The 22,113-nt window shown below is 73.5% G+C and carries 20 protein-coding genes; 13 read left to right on the top strand and 7 right to left on the bottom strand.

Annotated features, from left to right (window positions below):
• Positions 1-191: 191 nt before the first annotated feature.
• The 6 genes from ABD230_RS06865 to ABD230_RS06840 all read left to right on the top strand — a co-directional run bounded on the left by ABD230_RS06865 (position 192) and on the right by ABD230_RS06840 (position 7,370).
• A complete protein-coding gene (locus tag ABD230_RS06865; protein WP_344370818.1) occupies positions 192-1,160 on the top strand; it encodes an ABC transporter substrate-binding protein in 969 nt (322 codons plus the stop codon).
• Positions 1,161-1,195: 35 nt separating this feature from the next.
• Positions 1,196-2,197, top strand: coding sequence for an amino acid ABC transporter permease (locus ABD230_RS06860; protein WP_344370817.1), 1,002 nt, complete (start codon positions 1,196-1,198; stop codon positions 2,195-2,197).
• 50 nt (positions 2,198-2,247) lie between these two features.
• Complete coding sequence (locus ABD230_RS06855; protein WP_344373242.1) at positions 2,248-3,000, top strand: amino acid ABC transporter ATP-binding protein; 753 nt, start codon at positions 2,248-2,250, stop codon at positions 2,998-3,000.
• The gene (locus tag ABD230_RS06850; protein ID WP_344370814.1) at positions 3,000-4,226 is read left to right on the top strand and encodes a M20/M25/M40 family metallo-hydrolase; all 1,227 of its coding nucleotides are present in this window, start codon (positions 3,000-3,002) and stop codon (positions 4,224-4,226) included. The genes ABD230_RS06855 and ABD230_RS06850 overlap by 1 nt, the downstream gene beginning before the upstream one ends.
• Before the next feature lie 20 nt (positions 4,227-4,246).
• Positions 4,247-5,116 (top strand): MurR/RpiR family transcriptional regulator, encoded by an 870-nt coding sequence (locus tag ABD230_RS06845; protein ID WP_344370810.1) that lies wholly within the window; start codon positions 4,247-4,249, stop codon positions 5,114-5,116.
• A gap of 151 nt (positions 5,117-5,267) precedes the next feature.
• Positions 5,268-7,370 (top strand): multicopper oxidase family protein, encoded by a 2,103-nt coding sequence (locus tag ABD230_RS06840; protein ID WP_344370808.1) that lies wholly within the window; start codon positions 5,268-5,270, stop codon positions 7,368-7,370.
• 19 nt (positions 7,371-7,389) lie between these two features.
• On the opposite strand, the gene ABD230_RS06835 is transcribed toward ABD230_RS06840, so the two are convergent.
• Positions 7,390-8,925 (bottom strand): alpha/beta hydrolase, encoded by a 1,536-nt coding sequence (locus ABD230_RS06835; RefSeq protein WP_344370805.1) that lies wholly within the window; start codon positions 8,923-8,925, stop codon positions 7,390-7,392.
• Positions 8,926-8,996: 71 nt separating this feature from the next.
• Entirely contained in the window at positions 8,997-9,401 is a 405-nt protein-coding gene (locus ABD230_RS06830; RefSeq protein WP_344370803.1) for an NUDIX hydrolase, read from the bottom strand.
• A gap of 99 nt (positions 9,402-9,500) precedes the next feature.
• On the opposite strand from ABD230_RS06830, the gene ABD230_RS06825 reads away from it, so the two are divergent.
• Positions 9,501-10,802, top strand: coding sequence for an alpha-hydroxy-acid oxidizing protein (locus ABD230_RS06825; RefSeq protein ID WP_344370799.1), 1,302 nt, complete (start codon positions 9,501-9,503; stop codon positions 10,800-10,802).
• 36 nt (positions 10,803-10,838) lie between these two features.
• On the opposite strand, the gene ABD230_RS06820 is transcribed toward ABD230_RS06825, so the two are convergent.
• A complete protein-coding gene (locus tag ABD230_RS06820) occupies positions 10,839-11,603 on the bottom strand; it encodes a polysaccharide deacetylase family protein (RefSeq protein WP_344370797.1) in 765 nt (254 codons plus the stop codon).
• Between the two features lie 202 nt (positions 11,604-11,805).
• Here ABD230_RS06820 and ABD230_RS06815 point away from each other — a divergent pair, with 202 nt between their 5' ends.
• From ABD230_RS06815 to ABD230_RS06790, 6 genes are all read left to right on the top strand, one after another.
• Complete coding sequence (locus ABD230_RS06815) at positions 11,806-13,191, top strand: glycine--tRNA ligase (protein ID WP_344370795.1); 1,386 nt, start codon at positions 11,806-11,808, stop codon at positions 13,189-13,191.
• A 360-nt stretch (positions 13,192-13,551) separates the two neighbouring features.
• Positions 13,552-14,067, top strand: a complete 516-nt coding sequence (locus tag ABD230_RS06810; protein ID WP_344370793.1) for a thioredoxin family protein — start codon at positions 13,552-13,554, stop codon at positions 14,065-14,067.
• Positions 14,064-14,801 carry a cytochrome c biogenesis CcdA family protein gene (locus ABD230_RS06805; protein WP_344370790.1) on the top strand — a complete coding sequence of 246 codons (738 nt, stop codon included), beginning with the start codon at positions 14,064-14,066 and terminating at the stop codon, positions 14,799-14,801. The genes ABD230_RS06810 and ABD230_RS06805 overlap by 4 nt, the downstream gene beginning before the upstream one ends.
• The gene (locus tag ABD230_RS06800; RefSeq protein ID WP_344370786.1) at positions 14,794-15,576 is read left to right on the top strand and encodes a response regulator; all 783 of its coding nucleotides are present in this window, start codon (positions 14,794-14,796) and stop codon (positions 15,574-15,576) included. Before ABD230_RS06805 ends, ABD230_RS06800 begins: the two co-directional genes overlap by 8 nt.
• The gene (locus ABD230_RS06795) at positions 15,573-16,703 is read left to right on the top strand and encodes a sensor histidine kinase (protein WP_344370783.1); all 1,131 of its coding nucleotides are present in this window, start codon (positions 15,573-15,575) and stop codon (positions 16,701-16,703) included. Before ABD230_RS06800 ends, ABD230_RS06795 begins: the two co-directional genes overlap by 4 nt.
• An 89-nt stretch (positions 16,704-16,792) precedes the next feature.
• Entirely contained in the window at positions 16,793-17,788 is a 996-nt protein-coding gene (locus ABD230_RS06790; RefSeq protein WP_344370781.1) for a DUF4190 domain-containing protein, read from the top strand.
• Between the two features lie 7 nt (positions 17,789-17,795).
• On the opposite strand, the gene ABD230_RS06785 is transcribed toward ABD230_RS06790, so the two are convergent.
• The 4 genes from ABD230_RS06785 to ABD230_RS06770 form a co-directional block, all read right to left on the bottom strand.
• Complete coding sequence (locus ABD230_RS06785) at positions 17,796-18,443, bottom strand: GNAT family N-acetyltransferase (RefSeq protein ID WP_344370779.1); 648 nt, start codon at positions 18,441-18,443, stop codon at positions 17,796-17,798.
• 114 nt (positions 18,444-18,557) lie between these two features.
• Positions 18,558-19,712: an AI-2E family transporter gene (locus ABD230_RS06780; protein WP_344370776.1), complete on the bottom strand. Its 1,155-nt coding sequence runs from the start codon at positions 19,710-19,712 to the stop codon at positions 18,558-18,560.
• A 75-nt stretch (positions 19,713-19,787) separates the two neighbouring features.
• Positions 19,788-21,179: a glutamyl-tRNA reductase gene (locus ABD230_RS06775; RefSeq protein ID WP_344370773.1), complete on the bottom strand. Its 1,392-nt coding sequence runs from the start codon at positions 21,177-21,179 to the stop codon at positions 19,788-19,790.
• A 55-nt stretch (positions 21,180-21,234) separates the two neighbouring features.
• Entirely contained in the window at positions 21,235-21,951 is a 717-nt protein-coding gene (locus ABD230_RS06770) for a hypothetical protein (RefSeq protein WP_344370771.1), read from the bottom strand.
• Positions 21,952-22,113: the final 162 nt, after the last annotated feature.

Raw genomic sequence — 22,113 nt, 5'->3', positions numbered from 1 at the left:
CTCTGGAGACCGTCACGCTAACGCACGCTACGGATTTCCGAAAGAGGCTCCACCCGGACGTGGCATGATGTGCCCGCGATCGCCGGCGCCCTCGATCTTGTTACAAGATGAAAAAGTTCTGGCCATTTCGGAACGGATGTTACATACTCGTCCTGCACCGATCCCACCGCAGCGATCAGAAGGACCAGACCATGAAGATGTCACCCCCCGCCACCCGCACGGCCGTCGTGGCCGCTTCGCTCTCGGGCGCCCTGCTCCTCGCCGGCTGCAGCGGCACCGCCGCCGGCAGCGACGACAGCGCGGCCGCCGCCGAGGCCGTCGAGGTCGCCGGCATCGAGATCACCGTCGACGAGGCCGCCGCCGAGCTCCTGCCCGCCGACATCGCCGAGGCGGGCGCCGTCAAGGTCGCGACCGACGCGCCGTACGCGCCGTTCGAGATGTTCGAGGAGGAGGGCTCGGACGAGCTCACGGGCGTCGACGTCGACCTGGGCCACGCCATCGGCGGGAAGCTCGGCATCGACTTCGACTTCCAGCAGCAGGCCTTCGACGGCATCATCCCGGCGCTCCAGGCCGGCAACTTCGACGTCACCATCACCGCCATGACCTCGAGCGTCGAGCGCATGGAGGTGCTCACCTTCGTCGACTACTCCGCGTCGGGCACCGGCATCCTCACGACGGCGGGCAACCCCGAGGGCATCGAGGGCTTCCACGACCTCTGCGGCAAGGCCGTCGCCGTGCAGGCCGCGACCAGCCAGGTCGACCTCGTGAACGACGTGTGGCAGGGCGAGTGCGAGGCCGAGGGCCTGCAGCCGATCGCGCTGTCCGAGTTCCCCTCCGACGCCGACGCGCAGCTCGCCATCACGAGCGGCAAGGCCGTGGCGTCGCTCCTCACGAAGCCGAGCGCCGGCTACGTCGCCAAGACGACCAACGACGGCGGCACCTTCGAGGTCGTCGAGGACCCGGAGGCGCCGAACGGGTACGACGCGACCCTCAACGGCATCGGCGTCCTGAAGGCCGACGACGCCCTCGCCGAGGCGATCCGGGCCGCGCTGCAGTCCCTCATGGACGACGGCACCTACGAGGCCATCCTCGACCAGTACGGCGTCACCGGCATCGGGATCGACGAAGCGACCATCAACGGCGCCGCCGACGCCAAGTGAGCCCGACGGGCCCGACCGAAACGGAAGCACCACCCATGACCGCAACGCAGCCGTCATCCACGGCGGCGCCCGAGGCACCCCGCGGTGCCCCGGGCGCCCGCCCCGGGCCCATCGAGGCCGTGCCCGTCCGCCACCCGGGGCGATGGATCGCCGCCGTCCTGGTCCTCGTGATCGGGATCGGATCGCTCTCCTCGATCCTGCAGAACCCGAACCTCGACCTGCCGACCGTCGGGGAGTACCTCTTCAAGCCGCTCACCATCGACGGCGTGCTCATCACCCTCTGGCTCACCGCCGCCTCGATGGTCATGGGCGTCTTCGGCGGCATCGTCGTCGCCGTGATGCGACTCTCGCCGAACCCCGTCCTGTCGATCGCCGCGATGCTCTTCATCTGGGTGTTCCGCGGCACGCCGCTGCTGCTGCAGCTCATCTTCTGGGGCTTCATCGGCGCGTTCATCCCAAAGATCGTGATCGGGATCCCCTTCACCTCGGTCGAGTTCTGGTCGTTCACCACGAGCGACCTGATCCCCGCCACCGTCGCCGCGCTCCTCGCCCTGGGCCTGAACGAGATGGCCTACGCCGCCGAGATCGTGCGTGCGGGCATCCAGTCCGTCGACCACGGGCAGACCGAGGCCGCGCACTCCCTCGGCATGTCCCCGGCGAAGACGCTGCGACGGGTCGTGCTGCCGCAGGCCATGCGCGTCATCATCCCGCCGATGGGCAACGAGACGATCACGATGCTGAAGAGCACCTCCCTGGTCGCCATCGTCGCCGGCGACGACCTCATGTCGAACATCCGCGAGGCGTACACCCAGAACTACAAGATCATCCCGCTGCTCATCGTCGCGGCGATCTGGTACCTCGCGCTCACCTCGATCCTCTCGATCCCGCAGATGTGGCTCGAGCGTCGGTACGGCCGCGGCTTCACCGGGGCGCGACCGACCATCGGATCGCGCGTGTCCACGTTCACGCAGAGCATCGCGCTCCCGTCGCGCGAGTCGCGCGCCGCGCGCGCCTCGAAGAAGGAGTCGGCGTCATGACCACCACGATCCCGCAGTCCGCACCCGCGGCATCCGTCGCCGACCGGCCCATGGTCGAGGCCGTCGACGTGCACAAGCGCTTCGGCAGCCTCGAGGTGCTGAAGGGCATCACGATGTCGGTCGAGCGCGGGCAGGTCGTCTGCCTGCTCGGGCCCTCGGGGTCCGGCAAGTCCACCTTCCTGCGCTGCATCAACCACCTCGAGCAGGTCGACGCCGGCATGATCCGGGTCGCCGGCGAGACCGTCGGCTACCGCGAGCGGAACGGACGGCTCCACGAGCTCCGCGAGAAGGAGGTCGCCGCGCAGCGCCGCAAGGTCGGCATGGTCTTCCAGCGCTTCAACCTGTTCCCCCACATGACCGCGCTCGAGAACGTGATCGAGGCGCCCGTGCAGGTGGCCGGCCGCTCCAGGTCGCAGGCGAAGGAGCAGGCCCGCGCCCTGCTCGCCCAGGTCGGGCTGGCCGAGAAGGCCGACACGTACCCGGCCCAGCTCTCGGGAGGCCAGCAGCAGCGCGTCGCGATCGCCCGCGCCCTGGCCATGGAACCCGAGGTGATGCTCTTCGACGAGCCGACCTCCGCCCTCGATCCGGAGCTCGTCGGCGACGTGCTCGACGTGATGCGCGGGCTGGCGGAGTCGGGCATGACCATGATCGTCGTGACGCACGAGATCGGCTTCGCGCGCGAGGTCGGCGACGTGGCGGTGTTCATGGACGGCGGCGTGGTCGTCGAGGCCGGCGACCCGGCGCAGGTCCTGGTCGACCCCCGCGAGGAGCGCACCCGCGCCTTCCTGTCGAAGGTGCTCTAGTGGGGCGCGGCACCACCCGGACCACCACCGGCACGCGCACCGCCTCCCCGCCCACCCCGTCCGAGCTGCGCGATGCCGCCCGGGTCCTCGACCCGCGGTTCCGCAGCGACCTCCGCCGGCTCGTCGACATCGACTCGGGTTCGCACGACGCGGCGGGCGTGACCCGCGCCGCCGACTGGGCGGCGGGCGCGATGCGCGCGGACGGCTTCGAGGTCGAGGTCGTCCCGACGCCCCCGTGCGACGGCGCCGCGTACGGCCCCGTCGTCGTCGGCCGCCGCCGCGGCGAGGGCTCCCGGCGGATCGTGCTGTTCGCGCACCTGGACACCGTCTTCCCGGCGGGCACCGCCGCGGAGCGCCCGTTCCGCATCGAGGGGGCCACTGCCTCCGGGCCGGGGGTGTGCGACGACGCCGCGGGCGTCGCGGCCGGCTTCGCGGCCGCGCGTGCGCTGGACCACCTCGGCTACCGCGCGTTCGGTGAGCTCGTCCTCGTCCTCACCCCCGACGAGGAGGTCGGATCGCCCGCGAGCCGGGCGATCATGGCCGGACTCGTGACCGGGGCGGATGCCGCGCTGTGCCTCGAGTGCGCTCGCGAGAACGGCGACCTCGTCGGAGCCCGCAAGGGCGTCGCCGACGTCCGCGTCACCGTCCACGGGAGGGCCGCGCACTCGGGCGTCGAGCCGGAGCGCGGCGTGAACGCCGCCGTCGAGGCCGCGCGCCTCGTGCTCGAGCTGCAGGAGCTGTCGGGGACCGTCCCGGGCCTGACGATCAACGTCGGTCGCGTCGCGGCCGGTTCGCGGGCGAACATCGTGCCCGACACCGCGGAGCTGCACCTCGAGGTCCGTTCGGTCGGACTCGAGGAACTCGTCGCCACCCTCGACGCGATCGACGATCGCGCCCGCCGCCCGGTCGTCGAGGGCGCTCGCATCGACGTGGAGCGTCTCGACGTCTGCCCGCCGCTCGAGCGCAGCGCCACCGCCGGCCTCGCGGCGATGGCACTGGACGTGGCCGGGTCGCTCGGGACCGACCTCGAGGTCGCCGCGACGGGCGGCGCCTCCGACGCGAACTTCGTGGCGGCACTCGGCGTGCCGACCCTCGACGGGCTCGGTCCGGTCGGCGGCGGCGACCACGGGGTCGACGAATGGCTCGACCTCGAGAGCGCACCGGAACGGATCGCACTCCTCGCCGGTCTCGTCGTCGCGATCGCCGAGGGCGGGCCGCTACGGTGAGCACGGTGGAGGAGGTGGCCGTGGCTGCTGGCGATGGGCGCGTGCCGATGGCGGAGGCGATCCGGCGGGGCATGGCCGACTGCAGCCCCGCCGAGCGGAAGGTCGCGCGGGTGCTGCTGTCGTCCTACCCGTCCGCCGGGTTCGAGACCGTCGCCAAGCTCGCCGCGCGCGCGGGGGTGAGTGGACCGACCGTCCTGCGGTTCGCGAACCGCCTCGGCTACCGCGGGTTCCCGGACTTCCAGCAGGCGCTCCGCGACGACCTCGACGAGCGTTCGGCGTCGCCGATCGACCTGCAGGCACGTCATCGGTCCGACGACGGCCCCGCCTCCGGGCTCGAGCGGGCCGCGTCGATCACCGGCGAGACGCTCGCGCGCACGTTCGACGGGCTCGTCCCGGGCGAGTTCGAGCGCGCCGTCGACCTGCTCTGCACGCCGCGGACCAGGGTGCTCGTCTCGGGCGGGCGGTTCAGCGGCTTGCTGGCGCGACTGCTCGCGCAGCACCTGCAGCTCGTCCGTCCCGGCGTGAGCGCACTGCCCGAGCACGACGCCGGGCGGATCGAGGCGGTCGCCGGACTCCGGCGAGGCGACGTCGTCGTCCTCTTCGACTACCGCCGGTACGAGGAGCCGACGCGCCGACTCGCCGCCGCCGCCCGCGAACGCCGCGCCTCGGTGATCCTCTTCACGGATGCCTGGCTCTCGCCGATCGCGAGCGACGCCGACGTCGTGCTGCCGAGCGAGACCGACTCGCCTTCGGCGGCGTTCGACGCGATGACCCCCGTGCTCGCCATCGTCGAGGCCGTCATCGCCGAGTGCGCGGAACGCCTCGGCGCTGCGGCATCCGACCGCATGCGCGAGGTCGAGGACGCCGGTCGAGAGCTCGGCCTCTACTGAACGGACGCGACCGGACCGATGCGGGACGGCATGCGAGCGGGACCTCGGACCCTTCGCACGGCCCGGCCATTCGATAGGACTTGGGAGAACCCGACTCCGAGCGCCGACGCCACCCTTCGCCCCCCTTCGGCTCAACCCGAGGGAGACCAGGATGTCCGAGGACACGCCCGTGGGGCGACCGATCAGCCGACGCACGTTCATCGCCGCGGCCGGCGCCGCCGGCGCGGGATTCATGCTGTACACGATGCTGCCCGGCGGTGAACGCGTCGCCCTGGCGCAGATCCCCGGCGGCACGCTGTCGCCGGAGGACGTGCCGAAGTTCATCACGCCGCTGCTCGTGCCGCCGGTGATGCCGAGGGCGGGCACCATCCACCAGCAGGGCGGCAAGCCCGTCGACTACTACGAGATCTCGGTGCGCCAATTCGAGCAGCAGATCCTCCCGGTGACGATGCCGGCCACGACCGTCTGGGGGTACGGCGCCGTCTCGAGCCAGGGCAAGAAGGGCCTGCTCCTGCACAACGCGCCGTCGCTCACCATCGAGTCCAAGTGGGGCCGGCCGGTACGGGTGAAGTGGATCAACGACCTCGTCGACGGCGACGGCGACGCCCTGCCGCACCTGCTCCCGGTCGACCCGACCCTGCACTGGGCCAACCCGCCGGGCGGCACGGCCGGCCGCGACACACGCCCGACCTTCGCCAGCACGCCCGGGCGGTACACCGGGCCGGTGCCCCTCGTCACCCACCTGCACGGCGCAGTGGGGGTGGGTGACGAGAGCGACGGCTACCCGGAGGCATGGTTCCTGCCCGCCGCCGGCGACATCCCGGCCGGCTACGCGACGGAGGGGACGTGGTACGACTTCTTCGCGGGCAAGGCCGCCGACGGCTTCGGGGCGACGTGGGGCCCCGGGTTCGCCGTGTTCCAGTACCCCAACGACCAGCGCGAGTCGACGCTCTGGTACCACGACCACGCCCTGGGGATGACGCGGCTCAACGTGTACGCCGGGCCCGCCGGCTTCTTCCTCGTGCGCGGCGGACCCGAGGGAGAGAAGGCCATCGTGGACTCCCGCGACGGCTCGACCGCCATGCTGCCGTCGCCCGCGCCGATGGAGGGCGACAAGTTCCCGCCGAACAAGACGTACTACGAGATCCCGATCGTGATCCAGGACCGCTCGTTCAACGTCGACGGGTCGCTGTTCTACCCGGACACGCGCGAGTTCTTCGACGACGTCGTGGCCGACTACATCCCGGACGGCGAGTTCTCGCCGATCTGGCAGCCCGAGTTCTTCGGCAACATGATCATGGTGAACGGCAACACGTGGCCGTTCCACGGCGTCGAGCAGCGCCGGTATCGCCTCCGCATGCTGAACGGCTGCCAGTCGCGGTTCCTCATCCTCGACTTCGGCGAGATCCCCGGCGTCGAGGTGTGGCAGATCGGCAACGAGGGCGGCTTCCTCGACGCGCCGGTGAACCTGACGGCCGACCACGGCAACCGCCTGCTCATGGGGCTCGCCGAGCGCGCCGACCTCATCGTCGACTTCACGAACGTGCCCACCGGACCGTACCTGCTGAAGAACGTGGGCCCGGACGAACCGTTCGGCGGCGGAGAGCCGGACGCCGACTTCGACGTCGCCGACCCCGACACGACGGGCAAGGTGATGGTGTTCCTGGTGCGGGCCGCGACCGGAGCAGACCCGAGCACGCCGGCACAGTACCTCGTGCTGCCGCCCGTCACGCACCTGCCGGCGGAGACGGGCATGCGGCAGCTCGCGCTCATCGAGGAGTCGGCGGTCGGGGAGGACTCGGAGGGCACGCCCGTGGAGGGCCCGGTCGCGGCGCTGCTCGGCGACGTGGCATCCGGTGTCTGGACGAAGCGGCTGTGGGCCGATCCGGTGACGGAGAACCCGGCCCTCGGCGAGACCGAGGTGTGGGAGTTCGTGAACACGACGGCCGACGCGCACCCCATGCACGTGCACGAGGTCGCGTTCGAGGTCGTGAACCGCGAGGGCCTCGTGCTCGACAACAGCGGCGAGGTCGCCCAGCCCGTGCAGCCCGACGGCAGCGTGCGCCCGCCCGAGCCGTGGGAGACCGGGTTCAAGGACACCGTGATCGCCTACCCCGGCGAGGTCACGCGCGTCCGGGCGCAGTTCGACCGCCCGGGGCAGTTCGTGTGGCACTGCCACATCGTGGAGCACGAGGACAACGAGATGATGCGGCCCTACCGCATCGGACCGGCGCAGCCGGGCGCGCCCGCCTGATCGCGAGGGACGCGCCGCGTCAGCCCACCGCCCCGTCCGTGAGGGTCCGAACGCCCTCGAGGACGGCGCGGTGGGTCTCGGGCGCACCGAGGATGCGGAAGTGGCCGGCGACCGGCACCCGGATGTTGGTCGCGCCGTCGAGCACGCTGCCGTCGGGCACGTGCGGATCGAATCGCCCGAACACCGACACGATCCGGGCGTTGACGGATGCCGCGCGGCCGAGCATCACGATGGTCTCGTCGCTCGGCAGCAGCGCGCGCACGCTCGGGTCGATGATGAGGCGCGCCATGCGCGACCCCGCGAACGGCGTGCAGACCGCGACGAGCCCGAGCACGCCGTCGCGCCCATCCGCCTCCCGGCCCGCCTCCGTCCCGGCCGCACCGCCGGCGACGCCGTCTGCGTCCGACACGAGCAGGTGCTTGGCGACGAGCCCGCCCTTGCTGTGCGCGACGATCACCCGCCCTGCGGCCGGCGCCGGTCGTCGGGCGAGGGCGCTCCGGAGGCGGTCGGCGGTGTCGGCGATGCCGCGCCGGTTGGTGCCCAGTCCGTGCACGACGCGCACCCGGTAGCCGCGCCCGTTCAGCGCGTCGCCGAGCGGCCGGAGGAACGACCAGTGCTCGTAGATCCCCGGCAGGAGGAGCACCTCCGGCAGGTCGGCGCGTCCCCGGCGCCACCGCGCGGGCGGGAGCCAGCCCTGGAACACGATCGCCGCCTGGCGGACGCCCGCGTACACGTAGTCCTGCGCCCACCACCAGGCCCGCTCGACGCGCGACGGCGGCGGCGGCTCGGAGACGCGCTCGACCTCGTGGCCGACGTGCTCGCCGCGCGCGTGCCGCGCCACGAGGTCGGCGACGCGGTCGCCTGCGGTGACCATCGTCTCGTGGCCGCGATCGGGGATCTCGACGTACCGGCCGCGCGGCAGCATCCGGGTCACCTGCTCGACCCACGAGCGCGGCGCGAGCCGGTCGTGCTCGCCCCGGACGACGAGGGTCGGCGCGGCGACGTCCGGCAGCACGAGCTCGATGCGGTGGTCGAGCATGCAGCGGAGCTTGCCGAAGTACCAGCGCGGCCCGGCCTGCAGGTAGGAGTAGATGCCGAGCGCGACCACCTTCGGCCGGGTCAGCGACGGGTCCTCGAGCAGCCGGATGCCCTGCACCACGGCCGACCGCTCGCGAGGGTTCACGGTCGGCGCGATGAGCACCACGGCGGCGACGAGGTCGGGCCGCTGCGCCGCCGCCTCGGCGACGACCTGCGTGCCCATCGAGTGGCCGACGAGCACGACGGGCGCGTCGACGTGCTCCGATTCCACGAGTGCGGCGAGGTGGGCGCCGGTCTCCCGCATCGACTGCGGATGCCGCGGTTCCGGCGCATCGCCGAACCCCGGGAGGTCGAGCGCGAGCACGCGACCCTCACGGGCGAGCGCGTCGGCGAGGTCGGACCAGTAGCGGTGGCCCATGCCGATGCCGTGCACGAGCACGTACGTGGGGCGCCCCGCGCCGGACTCGGTGACGACCGTCACCTCGTCGCCGAGCCGGAACTCGCGCGTCCGTGACATCCGCACCCCCTCCCCGGGTTCGATCATGCCGGATGCCGTGCCGTCGGCGGCGTCGGCCGGCGCCCCTGGCGTCAGTCGATGAGGCCGGATGCCGCGAGCCGCCGCAGCACCTCGACGCCGGCCGGCGGGCAGCGGTCCGCGTCGGCCGTGCCGACCCAGTGCACCGCGCCGACCTCGCCCGACGGGACGGGGGCGGCCTCGGTCTCGGCGAGGAACACGTGCATGCGCACGTGGCGGCCCTCGGCCTGGCCGTGCGCGAGCTCGCGCACCGTGAACGCCTCGACGAGGGCGTCCGGGTCGAGGACGAGCCCGACCTCCTCGAGCGCTTCGCGCGCGGCGGCCTGCGCCGGTGTCTCGCCGCGGTCGAGCTTGCCGCCCGGCATGTAGTGCACGTCGCGGCCGCGCGCCGTGACCATGAGGACCCGGCGGTCCCGCACGAGGGCGATGGCGGCGACGTGCAGGTCGGGCAGCGGCATCCGTCCAGCCTAGGCGGCGGCCCGCGGAGACGGCGGCCTCGTCCGGTCGCCGCGGCGCCCGCTACGCTGCTCGCAGTCACGACGCGAGGGAGCGACACGATGGCCGACGAGAACCGGGGGTTCGCACGAGCGGTGCAGTCGGAGGTCTACCGGGCCGGGCTCTCCGGCACGCGGCCGGCGGTGCCGGTCGACCTCGACGCGCTCGAGCGTGCCGCACGGAAGGCGCTGTCGGCGGAGGCGTTCGCCTACCTCGCGGGCGGCGCGGGATCGGAGCGGACGATCGCCGCGAACCGCGCCGCGTTCGCACGCCGGGGCATCTGGCCGCGGGTGCTCCGCGACGTCGCCGAGCGCGACCTCTCGATCGAGCTGCTGGGCCGGCGGCGGCCGACGCCGTTCGTGCTCTCGCCCATCGGCGTCATCGAGCTCGCGCACCGCGACGCCGACCTGGCCGTCGGCCGGGCCGCCGCCGCGCTCGGCGTGCCGTACCTGCTGTCGAGCCAGGCGTCGCGGCCGATGGAGGAGGTCGCCGAGGCCATGGGCGACGGGTCGCGGTGGTTCCAGCTGTACTGGAGCGCCTCCGACGACCTCAACGCCTCGTTCCTCCGCCGGGCGGAGGCCTCGGGGTGCGAGGCCGTCGTCGTCACGCTCGACACGCACCTCCTCGGCTGGCGCACGCGCGACCTCGACCTCGGGTTCCTGCCGTTCACCCGCGGCCAGGGGATCGCCCAGTACACGAGCGATCCCGTCTTCGCCGAGCTCGTCCGCGACCGCGTCGCGGCGGGTGCCGGCTCGGGGGAGCGGCCGAAGGTGACGCCGACGCTCCTCCGCTCGGCGTTCACGATCGCCCGCGCCGGCGCCCGCTCGCCGCTCGTCGACGGCGGGGTGCGCGACGCCCTGCGCTCGCCGCTGCCGCGCGCCGCGGTCGAGACGTTCCTCGACGTCTTCGCGAACCCCGCGCTGACGTGGGACGACCTCGCGCGCGTGCGCGAGTGGACGAGCCTCCCGGTGATCCTGAAGGGCGTGCTGCACCCCGACGACGCCGAGCGGGCGCTCGACCACGGGGTCGACGGGCTCGTGGTCTCCAACCACGGCGGGCGCCAGGTCGACGCGTCCGTCGCCTCGCTCGACGCCCTGCCCGCGATCGCCGAGCGCGTGGCCGGGCGGGTGCCGGTCATCCTCGACAGCGGGGTGCGCGGCGGCGCCGACGCGGTGACGGCGCTCGCGCTCGGCGCGACCGCCGTGGGCCTCGGCCGGCCCTACGCGTACGGGCTCGCGGTCGCCGGGGAGGAGGGCGTGCGCGAGGTGGTCCGCAACCACGTCGCGGAGTTCGACCTCACGATGGCGCTCGCCGGGCACCGCTCGGTGGCCGAGATCGGCCCGGAGTCGATCCGCACGGCGTGAGCCGCGGCATCCGTCGTGGCGGCCCCCGGGGCTCGGTCAGGGGTGCTGGTCCGACGTGAAGACGTCGTTCAGGGTGACCGTCTGCAACCCGCGCTCGGCGAGGAGCTGCTCGAGCCGCGGGAAGACGTGCGTGACCGGGTCGTGGTTCAGGTGGCCGATGACGATGCGGCCCGCGCCGAACCACTCGTCGGCGAGGTCGAGGATCTGCTGCTGGGTCAGCAGGTCGGAGTCGCCGAGCGAGCCGTACCACAGGGTCGGCACGGTGTACCCGATCGCGGCGGCGGCCGCGTCGACCCGGGCGTCGTGGATCCCGTACGGCGGGCGGAAGTACGGCCGGGCGTCGATGCCGTAGACCGACTGCAGGTACTCGTGGTTGTGCTGCAGCTGCCATTGGATCTCGGCGTCGCTGAGCGTCGTGAGGTCGGGGTGCGACCACGTGTGGTTGGCGAGCTGGATCTGCCCGCGCTCGACGAGCGGGCGGATGGCGTCGGCGTTGTCGTCCCACGACGGGTAGACGCCGTTGACGAAGTAGGTGAGGCGGATGCCGCTGGCCGCCGCGAACGCGGTGTAGGCGTCGACCACGCCCGAGTCCGTGCCGTCGTCCACCGTCCACGCCATGACCTGGCCGGCGTCGGCGGGGAGCTCGGTGAGCGTGGCCGACGGCGCGGCCACGCGGTCCAGCTCCGGCGCGGGGTGCTCGGCGGCGACCTCCTCGTCCTGGCGGTCGGCGGCCCACCGGCCCACGGCGAGGACCCCGACCACGGCGACGCCGGTCAGGAACACGCGACGCGTGAAGCCCACGGTGCTCGCTCCTCCCCGCCGCCGGGCGGCCCGGCGGATCCCCGCTGCTGTTCTACCTCGCCCTCGCGCCGGAGCCCGGTCGCGCCGTCCGCGCGGCGCGAAGCGCGCGGCATCCGCCCGCCCGGGGATTTCGTAGGATGGACTGCGACTTCGCGGGCATCTCGCCCGACGACACCCCTTCCTCAGGACCATTGGAGCCACCGTGGCCGCACCCAGCCGTCTCGAATCCGTCATCACGCTCGCCCAGCACCGGGGCTTCGTCTTCCAGGCGGGTGAGATCTACGGCGGTTCGCGTTCCGCGTGGGACTACGGGCCCCTCGGCGTCGAGCTGAAGGAGAACATCAAGCGCCAGTGGTGGCGCACGATGGTGCAGGGCCGCGACGACGTCGTCGGCCTCGACTCGAGCGTCATCCTGCCCCGCCAGGTGTGGGAGGCGTCCGGCCACGTCGAGGTGTTCAGCGACCCGCTCGTCGAGTGCCAGCACTGCCACAAGCGCTTCCGCGAGGACCACCTCATCGAGGCCTTCGAGCACAAGAAGGGTCGCGCGCCCGAGAACGGCATGGCCGACATCGTGTGCCCGAACTGCGGCACGCGCGGCCAGTGGACCGAGCCGCGCGAGTTCTCCGGCCTGCTGAAGACCTTCCTCGGCCCGGTCGACGACGCCGCGGGCCTGCACTACCTGCGCCCCGAGACCGCGCAGGGCATCTTCGTGAACTTCGGCAACGTGCTGCAGGCCGCGCGCATGAAGCCGCCGTTCGGCATCGGCCAGATCGGCAAGTCGTTCCGCAACGAGATCACGCCCGGCAACTTCATCTTCCGCACGCGCGAGTTCGAGCAGATGGAGATGGAGTACTTCGTCGAGCCCGGCACCGACGAGGACTGGCACCAGTACTGGATCGACGCCCGCTACCAGTGGTACGTCGACCTCGGCATCGACCCCGAGAACCTGCGCCTGTACGAGCACCCGAAGGACAAGCTCAGCCACTACTCCAAGCGCACCGTCGACATCGAGTACCGCTTCGGCTTCGCCGGCGGCGACTGGGGCGAGCTCGAGGGCGTCGCGAACCGCACCGACTTCGACCTCTCGACGCACGCGCAGCACTCCGGCAAGGAGCTGTCGTACTTCGACCAGCAGAAGAACGAGCGCTGGACGCCGTACGTCATCGAGCCCGCGGCGGGCCTCACCCGCTCGCTCATGGCGTTCCTCGTCGACGCGTACCACGTCGAGGAGGTGCCGAACGCGAAGGGCGGCACCGACACCCGCACGGTGCTGAAGCTCGACCCGCGGCTCGCGCCCGTCAAGGTCGCCGTGCTGCCGCTCTCGCGCAACGAGAAGCTCTCGCCGCTCGCGCGCGAGGTGGCTGCGAACCTCCGCCGGCACTGGAACGTCGACTTCGACGACGCTGGCGCCATCGGCCGCCGCTACCGCCGCCAGGACGAGATCGGCACTCCGTTCTGCGTGACCGTCGACTTCGACTCGCTCGACGACGACGCCGTGACGGTGCGCGACCGCGACAGCATGGGCCAGGAGCGCGTGCCACTCGCGGAGCTCGAGGGCTACCTCGCGGGGCGCCTCGTCGGCGCCTGAGCCGCGCGTTCCGCTCTCCCTGCGCCCGCGCTCGCCGCGCCCGTGGCCGCGGGAGCGCAGGCCTGCATGAGATTCCGCCGCACGACCCCCCTCGGGGCGCCGTTCGCCGGAATCTCATGCGTTTGTCCGAGGCCCCCCGCCCGCTACGTCACGCGAGTGTCCGACGGATGTCGCCTGCTGCTCCTCGAGGCCGCCGTTTCCGGACACTCGCGGGCCGACGGGCGACGCGGGAAAGGAGGCGCGGGCGCGGGCCGGGCGTCAGCATTCCGTAACCCGGGGGACCGGCGCCGTCGCCGCGCCCGGATTAGCGTGGAAGGCGAGCGGGCGGCCGTCGCCCGCGCACGAGACGAGGACGCCACGATGCCCGCACGACCCGCACGTTCCACCGGCGCCGCCGCGCTGCTCGTCGCCGCGCTCGCCCTGACCGGGTGCGCCGCGACCGGCACCGCGGAGGTCGACGAGACGTCGCCGGCGGCCGGCGCCGCGAGCCAGGACCCCGCGCCGACGGCCTCGACCGACGACGACGCCACGACCGATGACGCCGATGCGGATGCCGCGGCCGCGCCCGCCGAGGGGGCCTACGTCGACTACCAGGACGGCATCATCGAGGCCACGCCCGGCGACAAGGTGCTCTTCTTCCACGCCACCTGGTGCCCCAACTGCCGCGCGCTCGACGAGCAGCTGCGCGCCGAGGGTGCGCCCGACGGGCTCACGGTCTTCAAGGTCGACTACGACTCCCGCACCGACCTGCGCCAGAAGTACGGCGTGACGATGCAGACGACCGTCGTGTTCGTCGACGACGCCGGCGAGAAGCTCGCGAGCTCCGTGCTGTACCAGGATCCCTCGATCGAGGCGCTGCTCGCGGCCCAGCCGTGACCGCCTCGCTGACCCTCGCGCTCGCCGCCGGCGTGCTGACCGTCGCGGCGCCGTGCGTGCTGCCGCTGCTGCCCGTCGTCGTCGGCGGGTCGATCGTGCAGGCCGGCGACGAGCGCCGCGCGCGGTGGCGCCCGTACGTGATCGCGGCGTCGCTCGCGGCATCCGTCGTCGTCTTCACGCTGCTGCTGAAGGCGACGACCGCACTGCTCGGCATCCCGCCGCAGGTGTGGCAGGTCATCGCGGGCGGCATCGTCATCCTGCTCGGCATCGACCTGCTCTTCCCCCGGCTGTGGGACCGGCTGTCGACCGCGCTCGGCTGGCAGGCCCGCAGCGGCGAGCTGCTCGACCGGTCGGTGCGTCGCCAGAGCGTGGCCGGCGACGTCCTCACGGGCGCCGCGCTCGGGCCCGTGTTCTCCAGCTGCAGCCCGACGTACGCGCTCATCGTCGCCGCGGTCCTGCCCGTCTCGTTCGGCGAGGGCGTGCTCTACGTCGTCGCGTACGCGGTCGGCCTGGCCGCGATGCTGCTGCTCATCGCACTGCTCGGCCGAGGGCTCGTGCGCCGCCTCGGGTGGCTCGCCGACCCCGACGGCTGGTTCCGGCGCGTGATCGGCGCGATCTTCGTGCTCGTCGGGCTCGCGGTCGTGACGGGCTTCGACAAGACGCTGCAGACGTGGATCCTCGACGCGGGGCTGTACGATCCGATCGCACGCCTCGAGGAGGTGATCGGTGGCTGACCAGGCCGACCTGCTGCTCGACGGGCGACTCGTGCTGCTCGTCGACGACGACCCGACCGTGCTCGAGGTGTGCCGTGCGTACCTCGAGTCGGCGGGCTTCCGCGTGCGGGAGGCCGCCGATGCGTTCGTCGCACTCGACCGCATCGCCGCCGACCGGCCCGACCTCGTCGTGCTCGACCGCATGCTGCCCGGCATCGACGGCATCGAGGTGTGCCGCCGCATCCGCGCGAGCTCGCAGGTGCCCGTCATCATGCTCACCGCCCTCGGCAGCGAGGACGACCGCATCGCCGGGCTCGAGGCCGGCGTCGACGACTACCTCGCCAAGCCGTTCTCGCCGCGCGAGCTGACGCTGCGCGTGCAGACCGTGCTGCGCAGGGCGCTCGCCGTCGAGGCCGCCGGGCTCGCCCCCGCCGGCTCCGAGGCGGCGGTCGTGGTGCGCGGTCCGCTGCGCATCGACACGGCGGCCCACACGGTCGACCTCGACGGGCGGCGGCTGGCGCTCACGCAGCGCGAGTTCGAGCTCCTCGCGTTCCTCGCGCGCCGGCCCGGCACCGTGTTCTCCCGGGAGGACCTCCTCTCGGGCGTCTGGGGCTGGTCGCACGGCGACCTCTCCACGGTGACGGTCCACGTGCGCCGCCTGCGGGAGAAGATCGAGGCGGATGCCGCGCACCCGCGCATGCTCGTCACCGTCTGGGGCTACGGCTACCGGTTCGACGACCCCGCGAGCACCGCGTCGGCCCCGGCCGGCGCCGACGGATCGGACGCGGGCACGTGAGCGGCACCGACCTGCTCCTCGTCGTCGCGGTGTCGGCGGCGATCGCCGCCGCGGTCGGGTTCGTCGCCTGGCTGCTGCTGCGCCGGTTCGCGTGGGCGCCGATCGTGGTGCACCTCGTGACCGTGGTGGTCGCGGCCGTGGCATCCGTCGTGGGCGGCGTGCTGGTGGCGACGCAGGCGATGTACCTCTCCGACCACGACGCGCAGATCGCGCTCGTGATCGCCGTGACGAGCGGGGTCGTCGCGATCCTGACCGCGTCGATCCTCGGCGCCGAGATCGCCAGGGCGGCGCGCGTGCTGCGGGCCGCGGCCGAGGACCTCGGCCGCGGCGTGCCCGTCGAGTCCCGACCGCTGCCGATCGGGGAGTTCCGCGCGGTGCTCGACGAGCTCGCGGCATCCGACGCCCGCATCCGCGCTGCGCGCGAGGAGGTCGAGCGCCAGGAGCAGGCGCGCCGCGAGCTCGTGACGCGCGTCGCGCACGACCTGCGCGTGCCGCTGGCCGGCATCCGCGCACAGGCCGAGGCCCTGCAGGACGGGCTGGCGCCCGATCCCGACCGCTACCTCGCGCGCATCGGGTCGCAGGTCGACCGCCTCGACGCGCTCGTCGCCGACCTCTTCGCGGTGTCGCAGATCGACGCCGGGTCGCTGCGGCTGCGGACCGACCGGCTGTCGCTGGCGGATGTCGCGAGCGACGCCGTCGCCGAGCTGCGCGGGCTCGCCGACGGGGCCGGCGTGGCCCTCGAGTTCGCCGCCTCGGGTGCGGCGACGGTCGACGGCGACGCCGTCCAGCTCGGCCGGGCGGTGACGAACCTGCTCGCGAACGCCCTGCAGCACACCCCGAGCGGCGGCCGGATCGCGGTCGCCGTGGACGAGCTCGACGGCCACGTGCGGCTGACGGTCGCCGACGGCGGCCCGGGCTTCGCGCGCGACGACCTCGAGCACGCGTTCGAGGCCGGCTGGCGCGGCTCCGACGCCCGCTCGCCGCACCGCCTCGACGTGAGCGGCGGCGCCGGCCTCGGGCTCGCGATCGTGCGCGGGATCGCCCGCGCGCACGGCGGCGACGCGGCCGCCGCGAATGCGCCCGACGGCGGTGCCGTGCTCACCGTCACCCTGCCGCGCGCCGCCTGACGGCCCGCCGAACGGGGTCGTTGCCGCGCGCCGGGGCGGGTGCCATCATGGCGCGGGAGTGACGTCCGCGCGATCCCATGGGGGGAAGCATGTCGAACGCAGCCGGAACGAACCCGCCCGACGACCGCACCGAGGTGCTCGATCCGAACGGGCCCGAACCCGGTCCCGGCGGTCGCAACGGGCTCGGCATCGCCGCGCTCGTCGTGGGCATCGTGGCGGCGATCCTCGCGGTCATCCCGGTGGCCTGGATCGCCGGCGCGGTGCTCGCCGTCATCGGGCTGGTGCTCGGCATCATCGGGCTGACGAGGGCGGACCGGTCCAAGGGCGTCGCGACCGCGGGCACGGTCGTGTCGGCGGCGGCGCTGGTGCTCGCCGTCATCTTCGGCGTCCTGTACGGCACCGGGGTGCTCGGCGGCGGCACGACGCCGACCGCGTCGCCCAGCCCGTCGGCGTCGCCGACCGCCTCGCCGACCGAGACGCCCACGCCGACCCCGACGCCCACCCCGACCCCGACGGTCCAGGAGTGGGCCGACGAGACCTGGGGAACGTTCTCCGCGGTCGACCAGAGCGGGTCGGGCGACGCCGTCGTCGCGATCCCCGACGGAGCGACGGGCGGCGTCGTGACCGCCACGTTCGAGGGCGGCGACAGCTTCACGCTCACCCTGCTCGACTCGTCGCAGTCCCCCTCCGGGCAGCCGCTCGTCGAGGCGACCGGGGACTACGACGGCACCACCGCCTGGGGCGTCGCCGACGCATCGACCGCCGCGAGCCTGCAGGTCACCGCGAACGGCTCGTGGACGGTCACGATCGCGCCCATGTCGTCGGCGCCCGAGCTCCCGGGCTCGGTCGGCCGGGACTCGGACGCCGTGTTCCTCTACGGGGGCGACGCCGCGACGCTCGCCGCGACGCATTCGGGCGACGACGCCGAGGACCCGTTCGTGGTGGCCGAGCAGACGTCGGAGGCCTTCGGAGGGGCGCCGCTCATCGACGTGACCGGCGCCTACGACGACAGCGTGCCGCTCGGCGCCGGGCCGTCGGTGCTGACCGTGCGGTCGACCGAGGACTGGACCCTCTCGGTCGGCTAGGGCCGGGCTAGGCGGGGCGCCCCGACCGCAGCGTCCGCCACTCGCGGCGGAGCATGCCGTACGACGCCGTGTCCTGCCACTCGCCGTCGTTGAACTCGTCGTCGAGCAGCAGCGCCTCGCGGCGCATGCCGAGGCGCTCGCAGAGGTTCGCGGAGGCGGTGTTGCGGGCGTCGAGGTGCGCCACCACGCGGTGCGCGGCGAGCCGGCCGAAGGCGACGTCGAGCGCGGCGTCGGCGGCCTCGGTCGCGAGCCCTCGGCCGTGGAAGGCGGGGTTCGCGACCCAGCCGATCTCGAGGCACGCGTGCATGACGTTCGAGACCCGCAGCATGACGTCGCCGATCACGCGCCCCTCGAACACCATCGCGAGGAAGATCGCGTCGCCGTCCGCGACGAGCCGGCGCATGCCGGCCCGGGTCGTCGTGTGCTCGATCGCCTCGTCGTGCTCGCGCTCGGGCCATGGGATGAAGCGCAGCACCTCGGGCAGGCGCTGGTACTCCCAGACGTCGTCGGCGTCGGAGGAGGCGAGCGGGCGGAGCGTCATGCGCGCCGTGGAGAGGGGGCGGTGGTCGATCTCGGCGACGTCGAACGGCAGTCGGAGGGCGGGCGGGCCGGCGTCGGCGGCCTCGTCGGGCAGCGCGTGGAGGATGGTGGACATCGAACGGCAGCGTACTCCGACCGGCGGCGATCATCGCACGAAGGTGATCGCGAGGGGAGCCGGGACGGGCGTCGCAGGCTCGGCGCCCGCGCTGGGCACGGGCGGATGCGCCGGTCAGCCCGCTTCGGGAGTGACCCTCGCATCCTGGGCGGGAACCACGACGCGACGCAGGATGATCAGGACCGACGCCGTCACCGGGATCGCGACGAGCGCCCCGAGCAGGCCGAACAGGGTCGCGCCCACCATGGCCCCGATGATCACGAGCACGGCGGGGACCGCCACCGCCCGCCCCATGATCCGAGGCGTGAGCCAGTAGGACTCGAACTGGATGTAGAGCAGGTAGCCGACGCCGAAGACGATGGCAGCGGCCGGGCCGATGAACAGGGACGCGATCGTGCCGATGACGAGGAAGAGCACGGACCCGATCAGCGGGACGAGCGTGATGAAGAACGCGGCGATCGCCAGCAGCGCCGCCACGGGCGAGCCGACGACGAGCTGGAGGAGGAACACCACGGCCGCGTTGACGGCGGCGAGGGTGATCCCGCCGGAGACCACCCCTCCGACGGAGGCGGTGATCTCATCCGTCAGCGTCAGGAACCCCGGACGGCGATAGGCGGGCAGGAGTTCGGCGGCAGCCGTCTTCATCGCCGGCAGCGCGGCCACGAAGTAGAGCGTGAGGACCACGACGATGATGCCGTTGGAGATCGCGCCGACGACCCCGGCCCCGGCCTCCGCCACGCCCCCCGCGATGACGACGAACGACGAGAAGCTCGTGAGCGACGCCCAGGCGGCGTCCACCGAACGGGTGAGGTCGACCACCGTGCGGTCGTCCAGCGATCGGAACCACTCGCTCTGCTGGATGGCGGCGATGGTCGCCGGAGCGGATTCGACGAGCTCGACGACCTGCTCGACGACCGCGGGGATGACGATCGCGGCGGTGGCGGCGACGAGCACGAGGAAGCCGAGCGCGACGATCGCGATCCCCCAGGCCCGGGCCACGCCACGGCGAGCCAGTGCGCGGACGGCCGGGTCCATTCCGAGCGCCAGGAACAGCGCCAGCGTGATCGACATCAGGACCGTGGACATCGATGCGAAGGCCATCGTGAGGCCGGCCGCGAACACGACGCCGATCGTCACCGCGAAGCCCGTGCGGACCGGAGTGCTCGGAACGGTGCCCACGGCGATGGACCGGCGTCGGCGCCGATCGGCTCGCAGAGGGGCACCGGGCTCGCTCGCGTCGTGGGGGACCTGCTCGGGTGAATCGGTCATCGTCGCGCGTCTCCAGTGCCCGTGTGCCACCAATGGTGGCGAGGCCCGGCGACGAGCGCAACCGGACGCGCGAGATCAGCCCGCGTCGGCGTCGCGGCGCTCCACGGCCGGCACGGCTTCCTCCGCGGCGGCGTCGGGCTCGGCGCGGATGCCGAACATGGCCTCGAGCCCGTCGAGCCACGCCTGCTGCTCGCCCGAGCGCGCGTACTCGCGCGAGCGCACCATCGGGGTGTGCAGCAGCACGCCCGCCATGTGCCGCAGCGCGGCCTCGGTGCTGCCGTCCTCGTCGCCGCGCGCGCGGGCGCGCTCGATCTCGGCGTCGAGCACGTCGAACACGTGTCGGCGCAGCGCGACGACGGCCGGGGCGAGGTCGAGCTCCTCGCCGACGCTGCCGAAGTTGCGGGCGGCGCGGTCCACGATCTCGCGGGCGGCGTCGGTGGCGCCGAACTCCTCGAGCGGCGCGTGGATCTTGATCGTCTCGAGGTCGAGCAGCTCGACGCCGGCCACCTCGACGACGTCGGGGTCGACGTTGCGCGGCAGGCCGAGGTCGATCACGAGCTGTCGCGGCGCGTCGGGCGCGGCATCCGTCGCTTCCGCACGGTCGGCGGCGATCGCACCGGGAAGCAGGGCCAGGGGCGCGGCGGCGTCGGTCACGGCGAGCTCGGTGCGGCCGAGGTCCAGCAGGGCGCGGTCGACGACGTGGCGCTCCGAGGTCGTGCACGTGACGATCACGTCGGCCGCCGCGGCGGCGGCCGCGTACTCCGCTGCACCGACCGCGGTGATGCCGTGGTTCGCCGCGAAGCGGGTCGCGCGGCCCGACGGCGAGTGCACGGCGACGTCGACGGCGCCGCGATCGCGCAGCGCCGCGAGCGAGGCGCCGGCGTAGCGGCCCGTGCCGACGAGCAGCACGCGGGCGGCCGCCCAGTCGGTGACGCGGCTCTCGGCGAGGTCGAGGGCCAGGCGCACGAGCGAGCGACCCTCGGCGCCGATGCCGGTGCGGTTCTTCACCCGGCGGGAGGTCTGGGAGGCGCGCTGGAACAGGCGCTCGAGCTCGGGCGTCGTGGTGCCCTCCGATCGCGCGCGCTCGAGCGAGCGGCGCACCTGGCCCGCGATCTCGCCCTCGCCGACGACGACCGACTCGAGGCCCGCGGCGACCGAGAAGAGGTGTCCGGCCACCGCGTTGCCGTGCACGAAGCCGAAGGTGCTGCGCAGCTCGTCCGGCGCGAGCCCGGCGACGTCGCCGACGGCGCGGATCGCCTCGTGCACCGGTCCGACGGGCGAGTCGCCCTCGGGGGTGTCGAGGTCGAGGTAGGCCTCGAAGCGGTTGCAGGTCGCGACGACGACCGCGCCGCGCACCCCGTCGTGCCCGTCCGCGAGCCGCGGACCGGCATGCTCAGCCGACGCCGAGAGACGTTCGAGCATGTCGAAGCCGGCGTTCTTGTGGCTCGCGGTGAGACAGATGAGCACCGGTCGATTCTACCCGCGGTCGAAACCGGCTCCGACCGGCGGCGTCATGCGCCGCTCAGGCGGCGGAGCGATCGGCCCGGATGATCGGGATCGCACCGGTCAGCGGCGGCAGCTCGAGCCCCTCCGCCGCGAGGGCGGCACGGTGGCGCGCCTTCCACGCGCGCACCGTCGCGAAGAACGGCGCGTCGGTCAGCGCGTACCGGCCGGGTCGCGGATCGCTCAGCATCATGGGGAGCTCGATGCTCGACCCGTCGCGGCGGATGCGCACGACGGCGACGGGAACGCTGGCGCTGCCGGCGACCGTCGAGTCGGCCCGGATGTTGCGGACCTCACGCCACGGGAACACGGCGGCGCGCCGGGGCCGGCGCCCGCCGCCCCAGAACGAGATCCCGGTGTCGTCGGCCACGATCGAGAACCGGGCGGGCAGCCGCGGCGTGCGCCCGCCGGGCCGCGTGAGCTCGTCGAGGCGGCGGACGAGCTCGCCGTTGCGGATGCCGCTGGCGACGCCGCCCGCGTGCACCGCCTCGAGCGATCGGCGGCGCGCCCGGGCGCGGGCGGCGGCGATCGCGCGCGCCAGGGCCGACCAGAGCAGCACGAGGCCGGCGACGGCCGCGAGGGCGAGCGCGACGGGGGCGCCCTGCACGTCGGGCAGGGTCGCGACGAAGACGTCGATCCGGCGGCCGGCGACGACGAGGGAGGCGATGAGCAGGACGGCGGCGAGCGCGACCAGGGTGATCAGTCCGGTGCGATGCCGCGTTGCGATGCTGGACACAGTGTTGGGTCTCCGTGGGTGGCGGAGGCGCGCGTCGCGGGGGTCGCGCGAGGCGCGTCTGTCGCGTCGGGGGGCACGACGCGACCGACCTTAGCGTCGGGTGGCGGATGCCGCCAGCCCCAGTTCTCCGCATGGCCAATCGCCCGCGGGCGGCGGGACCGC

The organism is Agromyces tropicus (assembly GCF_039531345.1).
Lineage (GTDB): Bacteria > Actinomycetota > Actinomycetes > Actinomycetales > Microbacteriaceae > Agromyces > Agromyces tropicus.
The sequence above is the reverse complement of the archived record's forward strand: the minus strand, read 5'-3'. Positions and strand labels throughout refer to the sequence as shown.

What these genes read in the sequence shown, in the direction of transcription:
- ABD230_RS06790 (WP_344370781.1), top strand. Translation starts at nt 16,793, where the DNA reads ATGTCGAACGCAGCCGGAACGAACCCGCCCGACGACCGCACCGAGGTG.
- ABD230_RS06780 (WP_344370776.1), bottom strand. Translation starts at nt 19,712, where the DNA reads ATGACCGATTCACCCGAGCAGGTCCCCCACGACGCGAGCGAGCCCGGT.
- ABD230_RS06830 (WP_344370803.1), bottom strand. Translation starts at nt 9,401, where the DNA reads ATGCCGCTGCCCGACCTGCACGTCGCCGCCATCGCCCTCGTGCGGGAC.
- ABD230_RS06840 (WP_344370808.1), top strand. Translation starts at nt 5,268, where the DNA reads ATGTCCGAGGACACGCCCGTGGGGCGACCGATCAGCCGACGCACGTTC.
- ABD230_RS06835 (WP_344370805.1), bottom strand. Translation starts at nt 8,925, where the DNA reads ATGTCACGGACGCGCGAGTTCCGGCTCGGCGACGAGGTGACGGTCGTC.
- ABD230_RS06785 (WP_344370779.1), bottom strand. Translation starts at nt 18,443, where the DNA reads ATGTCCACCATCCTCCACGCGCTGCCCGACGAGGCCGCCGACGCCGGC.
- ABD230_RS06860 (WP_344370817.1), top strand. Translation starts at nt 1,196, where the DNA reads ATGACCGCAACGCAGCCGTCATCCACGGCGGCGCCCGAGGCACCCCGC.
- ABD230_RS06855 (WP_344373242.1), top strand. Translation starts at nt 2,248, where the DNA reads ATGGTCGAGGCCGTCGACGTGCACAAGCGCTTCGGCAGCCTCGAGGTG.
- ABD230_RS06825 (WP_344370799.1), top strand. Translation starts at nt 9,501, where the DNA reads ATGGCCGACGAGAACCGGGGGTTCGCACGAGCGGTGCAGTCGGAGGTC.
- ABD230_RS06810 (WP_344370793.1), top strand. Translation starts at nt 13,552, where the DNA reads ATGCCCGCACGACCCGCACGTTCCACCGGCGCCGCCGCGCTGCTCGTC.
- ABD230_RS06865 (WP_344370818.1), top strand. Translation starts at nt 192, where the DNA reads ATGAAGATGTCACCCCCCGCCACCCGCACGGCCGTCGTGGCCGCTTCG.